7 protein-coding genes are annotated in these 12,422 nt (G+C 61.2%); all 7 read right to left on the minus strand.

From position 1 onward, the window contains the following. Positions 1-33 precede the first annotated feature (33 nt). Complete coding sequence (glgX, locus tag V6Z53_RS16815; RefSeq protein ID WP_338580724.1) at positions 34-2,193, minus strand: glycogen debranching protein GlgX; 2,160 nt, start codon at positions 2,191-2,193, stop codon at positions 34-36. Positions 2,194-2,280: 87 nt separating this feature from the next. Then, positions 2,281-2,598, minus strand: a complete 318-nt coding sequence (locus tag V6Z53_RS16820) for a DUF2934 domain-containing protein (RefSeq protein WP_338580725.1) — start codon at positions 2,596-2,598, stop codon at positions 2,281-2,283. Positions 2,599-2,619: 21 nt separating this feature from the next. Continuing rightward, positions 2,620-5,394, minus strand: coding sequence for a malto-oligosyltrehalose synthase (locus V6Z53_RS16825; protein WP_338580726.1), 2,775 nt, complete (start codon positions 5,392-5,394; stop codon positions 2,620-2,622). Further along, positions 5,391-7,469 carry a 4-alpha-glucanotransferase gene (malQ, locus tag V6Z53_RS16830; protein ID WP_338580727.1) on the minus strand — a complete coding sequence of 693 codons (2,079 nt, stop codon included), beginning with the start codon at positions 7,467-7,469 and terminating at the stop codon, positions 5,391-5,393. Before malQ ends, V6Z53_RS16825 begins: the two co-directional genes overlap by 4 nt. Next, positions 7,466-9,262, minus strand: a complete 1,797-nt coding sequence (gene treZ, locus V6Z53_RS16835) for a malto-oligosyltrehalose trehalohydrolase (protein ID WP_338580728.1) — start codon at positions 9,260-9,262, stop codon at positions 7,466-7,468. The genes malQ and treZ overlap by 4 nt, the downstream gene beginning before the upstream one ends. A 12-nt stretch (positions 9,263-9,274) precedes the next feature. Next, the gene (gene glgA / locus V6Z53_RS16840) at positions 9,275-10,861 is read right to left on the minus strand and encodes a glycogen synthase GlgA (RefSeq protein WP_338580729.1); all 1,587 of its coding nucleotides are present in this window, start codon (positions 10,859-10,861) and stop codon (positions 9,275-9,277) included. Positions 10,862-11,461: 600 nt separating this feature from the next. Next, positions 11,462-12,415: a D-2-hydroxyacid dehydrogenase family protein gene (locus V6Z53_RS16845; protein ID WP_338580730.1), complete on the minus strand. Its 954-nt coding sequence runs from the start codon at positions 12,413-12,415 to the stop codon at positions 11,462-11,464. Between the last annotated feature and the right edge of the window lie 7 nt (positions 12,416-12,422).

Consider the following 12,422-nt stretch of genomic DNA (forward strand, 5'->3'; position numbering starts at 1 on the left):
GTGTTTTTTTATCTGACAAGCCTGCGGTTCAGCTCATTCGTCTTCCTCTCGCTGCAATTCGAACAACAGCAGCGAACGGCCGGTGACCGAGTACTCGTGGCCCAACTCGAAGCGTTCCTGGCCGCGAATCGACGGTTGGTTGGTGTCGATCATGCAGGTCCAGAACCCGCCGTCAGGCACTTCCGGCAGCTGGAAGTTGACGATGTCGTGATGGGCGTTGACCACCAGCAACAGGGTGGCGTCGGCTCCTTTGCGGCGGATGCCGGTTTCCTGGGCACGACCGTCGAGCAGCATGCCGAGGCAGCGATTGTGTGCGTCATGCCAATGCTCGGTGGTCATCTCGGTGCCGTCCGCCGCGAGCCAGGTGACGTCCTTGACACCGATGTCCTCGTTGTAATTGCCCACCAGGAAACGCCCACGGCGCAGGATCGGGTAGGCCAGGCGCAGCTTGATCAGACGCTTGACGAACTTGAGCAGGGCCTTGCCGTCCTCGCTCAGGTCCCAGTTGACCCAGCCGATCTCGCTGTCCTGGCAATAGGCATTGTTGTTGCCGTCCTGGGTGCGGGCGAATTCATCGCCGGCCACCAGCATCGGCGTGCCTTGGGCCAGCAGCAGGGTGGCGAAGAAATTGCGCATTTGTCGATGGCGCAGGGCGGTGATCTCAGGGTCGTCGGTAGGGCCTTCGACCCCGTGGTTCCACGACAGGTTGTTGTTGCTGCCGTCCTGATTGTTTTCGTCGTTGGCTTCGTTGTGTTTGTCGTTGTATGACACCAGATCGTTGAGCGTGAAACCGTCGTGAGCGGTTACGAAGTTCACCGATGAGTAAGGGCGCCGGCCGCGCTGGTTGAACATCTCGCCGGACGCCGTCATGCGGCTGGCGAAGTCCGCCAATTGGCCGTCGTCGCCTTTCCAGAAGGCGCGCACGGTGTCGCGAAACTTGTCGTTCCATTCCACCCAACCGGGCGGAAAGTTGCCGACCTGATAGCCGCCGGGGCCGCAGTCCCAAGCCTCGGCAATCAGCTTGACCTGCCGCAGCACCGGGTCCTGACGACAGGCCACGAGGAAACTGTGACGCTCGTCGAAGCCGTCGTGATAGCGCCCGAGAATGGTCGCCAGGTCGAAGCGGAAACCGTCGACGTGCATTTCCGAAGCCCAGTAGCGCAGGGAGTCGGTGACCATTTGCAGCACGCACGGGTGGCTCAGGTCGAGGGTATTGCCGGTGCCGGAATCGTTGATGTAGAAGCGCTTGTCGTCAGGCATCAAGCGGTAGTAGGAGGCATTGTCGATGCCGCGCATGGACAGGGTCGGGCCTTGTTCATTGCCCTCGGCGGTGTGGTTGTAGACCACGTCGAGGATCACTTCCAGGTTGGCTTCGTGCAGGTGCGCGACCATTTCCTTGAATTCGGCGATCTTGCCGCTGGCCAGGTAACGCGGGTCGGGGGCGAAGAAGGCGATGCTGTTGTAGCCCCAGTAATTGGTCATGCCCTTGTGCAGCAAATGCTGATCATTGACGAAGGCATGGATCGGCAACAGCTCGACGGTGGATACGCCAAGTTTACGGATATGTTCGAGTACATCATCGACCATCAACCCGGCGAAGGTGCCGCGCAGATTCTCGGGGACGGAAGGGTGGCGCATGCTGATGCCGCGCACGTGGGTCTCGTAAATGATCGTCTTGTCCCACGGCACACTGACGCGATGGTCGTGGCCCCAGGTGTGCGCCGGGTCGATGACTTTGCATTTGGGCACGAACGGCGCGCTGTCGCGTTCATCGAAACTGAGGTCGGCGTCGGGGTGGCCGATGGTGTAGCCGAACAGCGCCTCGGACCACTTCAATTTGCCGACCAGTTGTTTGGCGTAAGGATCGATCAGCAGCTTGTTGTGGTTGAAACGATGGCCGTTGGCCGGGTCGTACGGACCGTAGACGCGGTAGCCGTAGATCAGCCCCGGATGGGCGTCGGGCAAGTAGCCGTGGTAGATCTCGTCGGTGTATTCCGGCAGTTCGATGCGTTCGATCTCCACTTCGCCGGCGTCGTCGAAAATGCACAGTTCGACCTTGGTGGCGTTGGCGGAAAACAAGGCGAAATTGACCCCCAGCCCATCCCAGGTCGCACCCAGCGGAAAGGGCAGTCCTTCACGGATGCGTGAGGGCTCGGTTTGGGATGCTGGTGTGTCTTTCTTTGGACGGGTCATAAGTGCTCCTGCAGTTTTACCGGGCGAACGCGCCCTCGGTGGCGAGAGAACTCGCCACGCAGTCAATCGGTACAACGCTTGAAAAAGTCAGACCGCCGGCGGTTTCCGCGCTGCGCGAGGCTTTTTCACGGCCTTTTCCCCGGGAGGGATAACGGCAGAGGCCGCCGCCGGTTTGGTTTTGGCCTTTGACGCGGCGACTTTGCTATCGCCGGCCTTGCCATTGAGGGTTTTGCTGGCGGCGGGTTTGCCGGCAGCCGCTTTAGCCGGTTTTTTCGGCGCCAGGGCTTCGGCTTCGGCCAGCTTGCGCGCCATCTCCCAATGCCGGGCTTCCTCGCCTTCTGGCTTACCTTCCGATTCCCAGATCTGATAGGCAAACTCGCGGATGCGTTTATCGTCGGTACTCATCGCAATGCTCCTGAACTGAACTCAAGTGTGGGTAGTTTGGATAATGAGATTGACCGGGAAGTCCCCCAGCGCGGCGCTGATCATCAGCTCCTTGTGTTGTGTGACTGCGACGCTGGAAAAAAGTCCCTTCAGATTTTCTTCGGGTTCGGTGAACGGCAATTTGACCCGGGTGTCGCCCCACAGCGGCGCGTTGACGTGGGGGGCGGCACTGTTTTTCAGCAGTTCGGCACAGCGTATCGGCACGATGACGATGACCCGTTTGCCTTCCCGTTCGCGGACAAAACCCAACACTCGACCGGCCTCGCTGCCCAGTACTTCCAGCGGCTGGTAAGTGCCGCGCCGAAACAGCTCGGCATGCTCTGCACGCAGGTTCAAGGCTTGCGCAATCAAGGTTTGCTTGATGCGCCCGTCGCGCCAGTTGGCCAAAAGGTCGGGAAGGTCGACCGCGTGCTGCAACGCTTGCTCGCGGCCGGCGTAATCCACCGGCCGGCGGTTGTCCGGATCGACCAGGGAAAAGTCCCAGAAGTCGTTGCCCTGATAGAGGTCCGGCACCCCCGGCACGGTCATGCGCAGCAAGGTTTGCGCCAATCCGTTGAGTGCGCCTGGAACGGCAAGGGCTTGCGCCGCTTTGCCCAGGGCCGAGCGCAACAGTTCGCCTTCCGGTGTCAGCAGCAGGCCATGGACGAAGGCCTGGACGGCTTGTTCGTAGGTATCGTTGGGCGCGCTCCAGCTGCTCTGCAATTTGGCCTCGCGCAGGGCTTTTTGTTGCCACTGCCACAGGCGTTCGGCGTAGACCTTCAAGGCCGGGAGATCATCGCTGCGCAGGTCGAGTGGCCAACTGCCGAGAATGGCTTGATACAGGATCAATTCATCCGCCGCCGACGGCAGTTGTTCATCGTTGCGCAGGGGGCGGGCGAGGGCGCGCCACAGGCCGATCTGGTCGGCATACCAGGCGCTGCGTTCACTCAACACTGCCAGACGCGCGCGGCTGTCTTCGCCGCGTTTGTGATCGTGGGTGGCGGTGGCCAGCAAATTGTCGGGAAACGTTTCCAAGCGCTGGATGCACGCCTGATGAAAGTCAGCGACTGGCGCGCTGAATTGTTCAGTGCTGAACCCTACATCGTTGCGCGACAGCAACACGGCCGAGCGATAGAACGCCGTGTCTTCCACCGCTTTCGCCGCCGCCGGTGAAGTGAGCTGTTGAAAGCGCACGCAGGCATGCTTGAGTCGTTTGCGTGCGCGACCCGCCGGGCGTTTGCGCCAAGGTTCGCCGCCCAGCCAACCGGCCAGGTTATCGAGCACCGGCCAGTCGGCTTCGCCAAGGGTTTGTCGGGCACCGTCCATGGCTTGCTGGAAAAAAACGTTGTCCTCAGCGGAGCGTCCCAATGGGCTGATGTAGGTGCGGTACACCGGGAAATGCACGATCAACTCCTGCAACGCACGGCGGATCGCGCCGAGGGTCAGGTCGCGGGTCATCAGGTCGTCCCGGGCCACTTGCAACAAGGCTTGGGCGACACTTTCAAAATCCCCGGCCAGCGAACCGTTGAGGATTTGCTGGCGCGCCAGTTGTGCTTCCTGGCGGAAATCGGCCGGCCGTGCGCTGTGCCGATGCCAGAGTTCACCCAAGGTCTGTTCACCCTGGGGATCGTGTTGCAGCAGGGACAACTGGTTCATGAATTCATAGCCGGTGGTGCCATCCACCGACCAGTCACGGTGCAAAGCTTCACCTTCGCCCAGGATCTTCTCGACATAGATCGGCAGGTGTCGGCCCGGCGCCAGGCTGTCGACCCGTCGCCGCAGTTTGCGGCAGTAACCCCGAGGGTCGGCGAGGCCATCGATGTGGTCGATGCGCAGGCCGTCGATCAAGCCGTCCGCCACCAATTGGAAGATTTTCTCGTGGGTCGCTTCGAATACGGCCGGGCGTTCGACGCGCAAACCGCCCAGTTCGTTGATATCAAAAAAACGCCGCCAATTGATGTCGTCCGCTGCCGTGCGCCAACTGGCGAGACGGTAGCTCTGGCGTTCCAGCAGATTATGCAGGCGCTGGAAACCGTCGGCGGTGAGTGAGTCGTAGGCGCTTAGATTGTGTTCGATGGCCTGAAGCATGAGCGGATCACTGGCCAGCTCGCGCAACTCGTCTTTCAAGGGCTTGGCCAGGCTGTGAGCGTCCATCTGATAGCTCAAGGTGCTGAAGCGGTCGGCCAGTGATTTGAGTTGTTCGTTGTCGGACTTGAGCAGTTCGCCGTAGTCCGCAGGACGGATCGGGAAGTGATGCTCGTAGTGCTCGACATGGAACGCGCCCTTTTGCGCATCGAAGCGCAGGGGCAGGGTGCCGTCCTGCAAGGCAATGCCATAGTCGCTGCCCAGGAATGGCAGCAGCAACTGGCCTTCCATCAACGGATCGGATGAATGCCACTGAATGTCGAAGAACTCGCCGTAGGGGCTCAGGCGCCCCCATTCCAGCAAGTCCAGCCACCAGGGATTGTCGCTACCGCCGACCGCCATGTGGTTGGAGACGATGTCGAGGATCAGCCCCATGTTCTGCGCACGCAATGCCGCGACCAGTCGACGCAACGCCGCTTCGCCGCCCAATTCCGGGTTGACCGAGGTCGGGTCCACCACGTCGTAGCCATGCATGGACCCGGCGCGCGCGCTCAGCAGCGGCGAGGCATACACATGGCTGATGCCGAGGCGGGCGAAGTACGGCACCAGCGGCACGGCATCGTCGAGGGTGAAGCCTTTATGAAATTGCAGCCGCAGGGTCGCCCGCAGCGGCTGCACGGATGCTTGAGTCATAGGTCACGCTCGGCCGCCTGAAGTCGCGCGCAGGCGAGCAGTTCCAGGCGCCGGGCGGCGTCCGGATCGTCGAGCAGGGCTTCGCTGTACCCCGGCAAGCGTCGCGACCAGTTGGGATGGGTGTCGATGGTGCCCGGCAGATTCGCCTGTTGTTCGATGCCCAGCGCATCTTCCAACGGCAGCAACACCAATGGTGCACGGGTGTGGCCGAGGAAACGCACGCTGGCGTCGAGCACCTGATCGGTTTCGTGAGACTCTTCGCGAAAGTTCTGCGGGTCCTCGCTCAACGCCCGGCGCAGGCCTTCGCGCTCGCGTTCACGATGCTGGCGCCACTCGATTTCCCCATTGGCGTCGACCAGCCCGAGGCGCGCGTTCCAGTCAATGTCGCGGCCATGCCACCAGCCGTTGAGCGTCGGCAAGTCATGGGTGCTGGTGGTCGCCAAGGCGTTGTCCGGCCAGTCGAGAATCGGTTTGAAGTGAGTGTTGTCCTGCTCGAACAGCAGCACCCGCATGCCCAGCATCGAGCGGGCAATGAGTTTTTCCCGCAGGCCATCGGGCACCGTGCCGAGGTCCTCGCCGAGGACGATGGCCTGGTGGCGATGGGATTCCAGTGTCAGCAGGCGCAGCAGGTCATCCACCGGGTAGTAAAGATAGGCGCCGTCGGCAGGCGGCGCGCCGTTGGGAATCACCCACAGGCGTTGCAGGCCCATGACATGGTCGATGCGCAGGCCTCCAGAATGGGCGAAATTGGCGCGGAGCATTTCGATGAACGCGCGGAAACCGTTGCGCACCAGACCTTCGGGGGAAAACGCGGAAATCCCCCAGCCCTGACCGGTGCGGTTGAGAATGTCCGGCGGTGCGCCGACGGTGAGTGACGCGAGCAATTCATCCTGGCGACTCCAGGCCTGGCTGCCACCGCCATCGGCACCGACGGCCAGATCGGCAATCAGGCCAATGCTCATGCCGCTGCTGCGCGCGGCGGCTTGTGCACGCTCCAGGCAGCGTGTGATCAGCCATTGGCAGAACACGAAGAAACCGATGCGTCCGGCATTTTCCTCGGCGAATTCGGCCAGGGCAGCACTGCGCGGGTTGCGCCATTGCTCGGGCCATTGTCGCCAGTCGAGGCTTTCACCGTTCGCAGCGCGAGCCTCTTGAATCGCTTCAAAGCGGCAGTGATTTTCCAGGGCTTCACCGCCGGCGTGACGGAAGCTGCTGAAGTCGGGATGCAACGGATGTTCGCCCTGCACAAAACCTTCGTACAGCGCTTGCAACAACCGATGCTTGGCTTCGGCGGCGGCGGGCCAGTCGATCAAAGGCAGCTCTTCAAGATGCTTGAGTTCGATCGCCAGTCCGGTGGCGTCGATGGCAGTACGCAGCGCGCGCGCGCCGAGAATCGCTCCTGGCGCGCAATACAGGCTGTTGAGGAACAGACGGCTGGAAGGCGAATAAGGGCTGTAGCGCCGGGTGTCGCTGGCGAACATCGCGTGCAGTGGACTGATCGCCAGCGCTTCGGCACCGCGCTCACCCGCCACCCGCGCCAGATCCTCCAGAGCCTGGGTGTCGCCGAACCCGCCATCACCGGCGCGGCGCAAGGCGTACAACTGCACGCTCAGGCCCCAGGTGCGCGGAATCGGGCTGTCCACGGCATCGCCGACGCTGTAGCAGCGCTCCGGGGCCACGGCCAGGGTGAAGGTTTGTCCGTCGATGCTGACGTGCTGATAACCGACCGGAATCAAACCCGGCAACACCGCTTCGCTGTCGAGTTTGAGGTTGATCCGCGAACCGTCCTCCAGATGAATCTCGCAGGGCGTGTGCGGTTCAAAGTGATGCCCCAGATTGAGGCCGACGCCGAAGTCGGCGGTGATCAACGGCGGCAGGCGCCGGGTTTGCTGCACTTGCTGCAATTCGAGCAGGCTGGCATCGATTTCCTGTGCACTCCCGGCCGGATGACCGAGGCCGGTAAGAACGTTGCGCAGCACTGAGGGCGCGACTTTTTGCGGGCGACCGTTGGCGTCGATCCAGTCGACCGCCAGGCCCGCACGGCTGGCGAGGATTTCCAGTTGCGCATCGCTCATTGGCGCTCTCCATCAAGGGGTAGCAAGGGGCTTGCGGCGGTGAGGCTGACAAGCGCGCAATACGGGGGCAGCGTGCCTTGATCCAGGCGCGCGGCAGAATGCGGCGGGTGTTCGAACAGCAGCGAAGCACCGGCCGGCAGAGAATGGGGCACCGCTGTGGCGCTGAGGTTCAAGTCAATGCGCAAGTGACTGCCGTCACCCAGCCGCCAGGATGCGCTCACCGCACCTGTGCCGAGCACGTCGACATCCAGCGCCTGGGTGCCGGGCAGGCGCGGGATGATCTGCCGATGGCGGATCTGTAACAGTTGCCGATACAGATCCTGCATGGTGCAAGGTCCGTTGACCGTCAACATGGGCCGCGATGCTTCGAACGTCTGTGGCGCATTCGGGTCGGGAATCTGCTCGCGCTTATGCGGATCAGTAAACGCGCTGAACGCTGCAAACTCGTTACGCCGTCCTTCACGCACCAGTTTCGCCAGTTCACCGTGGTGGCTGGTGAAAAACAGGAACGGTTGCTCGGTGGCAAACTCGTCGCCCATGAACATCAACGGGATCATCGGCGACAGTAGCAACAGCGCGGTGGCGGCTTTCAATGCATCGGGATGGGCCAATCGATGCAAGCGCTCGCCGAAGGCGCGGTTGCCGATCTGATCATGATTCTGCAAAAACAGAATGAAAGCGCTCGGTGGCAAATGCCCGCTGGGCTCGCCGCGCGGCTTGCCGTGACGATCGATGTGGCCCTGAAACACGAAACCCTGGCTCAGGCAGCGCGCCAGTTGTTCGGTGGGGTTTTGCGCGTAATCGGCGTAGTAGGCGTCGGTTTCGCCGGTCAGCAGCACGTGCAGGGCGTTGTGCCCGTCATCGTTCCACTGGGCATCGAAACCCTGTTGCAGCAGGCTGGCCTGATTGTGTTCGTTTTCCACCATCAGCCAGACATGGCGCAGCGGATCGGTCTGGCTGCGAACCCTTTGTGCAAGCTCTTGAAGGAAGTCCGGGTCTTCGATGGCGTGGACCGCGTCCAGCCGCAAACCGTCGAAACGATATTCCAGTAACCACATCAAGGCGTTTTCTATGAAGAAGTCGCGCACCTCTCGGCGCCGGAAGTCGATAGCGGCACCCCAAGGCGTGTGCTTGTCTTCGCGGAAGAAACCCTTGGCGTAGCGATGCAGATAGTTGCCGTCCGGCCCGAAGTGGTTGTAGACCACGTCGAGGATCACTGCGAGACCACAACCATGGGCCGTGTCGATCAGATGCTTGAGCTGTTCGGGCGAACCATAGGACGCCTGGGGTGCGTAGGGCAGGACCCCGTCGTAGCCCCAATTGCGCTCACCGGGGAACTGCGCCACGGGCATCAGCTCGATCGCGGTAATACCCAGTTCAACGAGGTGCGCCAGATGCTGCTCGACAGCCTGAAAACCGCCGAGCGCACCGACATGCAACTCGTAGATCACCGCTTCGTTCCACGGTCGTCCCAGCCAGGTGCTGTGCTGCCACAGATAGGCGTGCGGATCGACCACGAGGCTGGGCTGGTCGATGCCCCCGGCCTGCGCACGCGAGGCCGGGTCCGGCACATCCAGTTCGCCGTCGATGTTGTAGCGATATCGCGTACCCGCCGGGCAGCGGGTATTGATCACGAACCAGCCGTCAGCCTGAGGCAACAACGGCAAGGATTGTCCATTTTCCAGTTCGACACTGACGTAAAACGCATCTGGCGCCCACAACGCAAATTGCGTTTGTTCCGCGTCCAGTTTGATTGCGCCGTGGGGCCAGGTCTCAAGGGTCCGTAACGGCATCTTGTAAACCTCTTACTGTTTGTGCGATTTCCCCAAGGCTTTTGCCACCAGTTGTTCGTAGAGTTCGGCGTAGGGTTCGACCGCCTTGCACCAGTTGAACGGCGCGGCCATCGCCCGGCAGCGCATGGCATTGAGCAGTTCGGGAAAGGCGAAAACCTTGAACGCTCGGCTCAGGGCTTCCTGGTAGCTCTCTACCGTGGATTCATCGAACAGGAAACCGGTCACGCCGTTTTCAATGGTGTCGGCCAGACCGCCGGTGTTGCGTGCCACCGGCAACGAGCCGAAGCGCTGGGCGTACATCTGGCTCAGGCCGCAAGGTTCATAGCGCGAAGGCATCAGCAGGAAATCGCTGCCGGCAAACATCCGCCGGGCATCGGTTTCGTTAAAGCCGATGCGCACGCCGATCTGCCCCGGAAAACGCAGGGCCAGTTCGCGCATGGCTTGCTCTTCTTCCGGTTCGCCACGACCGATGATCGCAATCTGGCCGCCGGATTTGACGATGTATTCGGACACCGCTTCGGTCAGGTCCAGGCCTTTTTGGTAGACCAGTCGCGAAACCACGGCGAACAGCGGACCTTCGGAATCATCCAGGCCAAACAACTGCCGAACATGAGCGGCGTTGACCGCTTTGCCTTCCCACTCGCCGATGCTGAACGGGCAGAACAGATGCGAATCGGTGGCGGCGTCCCAGCTCTCGTCGATGCCGTTGGGGATGCCGCTGAGCAGGCCTTGCTGGGTCTTGGCGGCGAGAAAACCGTCAAGTCCGCAGCCGAAAGCCGGGGTGGTGATTTCCTGGGCGTAGGTCGCGCTGACAGTGGTGATGTGGCTCGAATAGGCCATCCCGGCCTTGAGGAACGACATCTTGCCGTAGAACTCCATGCCTTCCTGTTGCAGCGCGTGATGGGGAATGCCCAGTTCAGGGCACGATCCCAGGCTGGTCACGCCCTGGTAGGCGAGGTTATGGATAGTGAACAGCGTCGGGGTGCGCTGCCCACGCCAGTGCATGTAGGCGGGCGCCAGACCGGCCGGCCAATCGTGGGCGTGCACCAGGTCCGGGCACCAGTGAATTTGTGCGAGGTTGGCGGCGATATCGGCAGCCGCCAGGCCCAGGCGGGCAAAGCGAATATGGTTGTCCGGCCAGTCGCGACCATTGTTGGCGCCGTAGGGTGAACCTTCACGCTCGTAGAGTTCCGGGCAGATCAACACGTAAATGACCAGGCCATCAGGCATGTCCATGCGCCCGATCTGGCACGGTGGCAGTGCGGCATGCCCACCGAGTTCGCCGATGATGTGGATCGGGTTTTCGCTGTGCAGCACCTGCGGGTAACCGGGGATCAACACCCGCACATCGTGCAGATGGGCCATCGCCCGTGGCAGTGCAGCAGAAACGTCGCCCAGGCCACCGGTCTTTACCAGATCGGCAATTTCCGAAGTGACGAACAACACTTTTTTCTTGTTGGGATTCTGGCTGGCCACGGGGGCGAGCGTCTTGGTGCCGGGAACGCTGATCGATTGGGCAGTGGGAGCACTAACGGTGCTGGATTCGCCGACATGCTGATGAGCACGTTCTCCCTGAACATCTAAAGCCGTACTTATCATATGAATCTCCCGTGTTGTTGATCTAATTCTTAGCACTGGCAAACGGTTTTTCATGGCCACTTCCTGTGGCCGGGCGCAAAAGCGCTGCACATCGGTGAGCAAGCGCTGCCCAAATGCGCTGAAGCAGAATGGGTGAATTGACCATTGCAAGGAATGCACCAGTCGCAACGCACCTACCTTTCAGTCGACCGACCACTGGTGGCAAAAGTTTCGCCTTTTTTTCCACTTTGTGACCGGCCGGTTTCGACCCGCGAAAGTGAGCCTAGACCAGAACTTAGAGCGGTAAAGCGCGAATGGCAAAATTGTTCGACAATCGGTTCAAAGAGGTACGGACGTGCCGGATTGCGGGGCGATCGCACCGACGAAGGGCAGGTTTTTTTGAGAAACTGGAAAGAAATGAAGCAGAACTGTCACATCGATGTGCGTGGGTGAACAGTTGGATTGCACCATTGCGGTGCGCGATTCTGCAGGTGTGTTGTCTGTAATGGCCTCATCGCTAGCAGGCTAGCTCCCACATTTGATCTTCAACAGACACAGAACTCGTGCCGAATGGAGATCTCTGTGGGAGCTAGCCTGCTAGCGATGAACGATGACGCGGTATCAGCTCAATACACGAATGGGCTCACCCGCGGACCAAGCCTTGATGTCCTCAATCATCTGCGAAAAGAACAAATGGTAATTCTGCTGGCTGACATACCCGACATGCGGCGTGGCCAGCACATTGTCCAGGGTCCGGAACGGATGATGCGGTGGCAATGGCTCGACTTCGAAAACATCCAGTGCCGCGCCGGCCAGACGTTGTTTCTGCAAAGCCTTGATCAACGCTGCTTCTTCGACGATCGGCCCGCGTGCGGTGTTGACCAGCAGCGCGGTGGGCTTCATCCAGCTCAAGGCCTCGGCGTCCACCAGGCCTCGGGAGCGGTCGCTGAGGACCAGATGAACGGACAACACGTCGGCCTGTTCGAACAGCTCCTGCTTGCTGACGTAGGTCACGCCAACTTGCTCGGCCCGCTCGGCGGTCAGGTTTTCACTCCAGGCGATCACGCGCATGCCGAACACCTGGCCGAATTGCGCAACCCGTTGGCCGATGCTGCCCAGGCCGAGAATGGCCAGGGTCTTGCCATGCAGATCGCCACCCAGGCCTTGTTGCCATTGGCCTGCGCGCAGAGCATTGGCTTCGACGACGAGGTTGCGGGTCGCGGCCATGATCAGCGCCCAGGTCAGCTCCGGGGCCGCGTGTTTGTAGCTGTCGGTGCCGCACACCTGAATGCCCAGCGCCTTGGCCGCGTTCAAGTCCAGGGCGAAATTGCGCATGCCTCCGGTCACCAATAACTTGAGTTTCGGCAAGCGCCCCAGCAGCTCTGCGTCGAATCGGGTGCGCTCGCGCATCACGCAAATCACTTCAAAGTCGCCCAAGCGCTGGGCCAGTGCTTCATTGTCGGCCGGGTAGTCGTGGATGAAACTCACCTGGCCAATGTCTTCCAGCAGCGACCAGTCGACCACGTTTCGGGCGACATCCTGCCAATCGTCAATCACTGCAATCTGCACCGCCATCAGCCTT

This window comes from Pseudomonas sp. MAG733B (assembly GCF_036884845.1).
In the GTDB taxonomy this organism is placed as follows: domain Bacteria; phylum Pseudomonadota; class Gammaproteobacteria; order Pseudomonadales; family Pseudomonadaceae; genus Aquipseudomonas.

What these genes read in the sequence shown, in the direction of transcription:
- V6Z53_RS16845 (WP_338580730.1), bottom strand. Translation starts at nt 12,415, where the DNA reads ATGGCGGTGCAGATTGCAGTGATTGACGATTGGCAGGATGTCGCCCGA.
- glgA (WP_338580729.1), bottom strand. Translation starts at nt 10,861, where the DNA reads ATGATAAGTACGGCTTTAGATGTTCAGGGAGAACGTGCTCATCAGCAT.
- V6Z53_RS16820 (WP_338580725.1), bottom strand. Translation starts at nt 2,598, where the DNA reads ATGAGTACCGACGATAAACGCATCCGCGAGTTTGCCTATCAGATCTGG.
- malQ (WP_338580727.1), bottom strand. Translation starts at nt 7,469, where the DNA reads ATGAGCGATGCGCAACTGGAAATCCTCGCCAGCCGTGCGGGCCTGGCG.
- treZ (WP_338580728.1), bottom strand. Translation starts at nt 9,262, where the DNA reads ATGCCGTTACGGACCCTTGAGACCTGGCCCCACGGCGCAATCAAACTG.
- glgX (WP_338580724.1), bottom strand. Translation starts at nt 2,193, where the DNA reads ATGACCCGTCCAAAGAAAGACACACCAGCATCCCAAACCGAGCCCTCA.
- V6Z53_RS16825 (WP_338580726.1), bottom strand. Translation starts at nt 5,394, where the DNA reads ATGACTCAAGCATCCGTGCAGCCGCTGCGGGCGACCCTGCGGCTGCAA.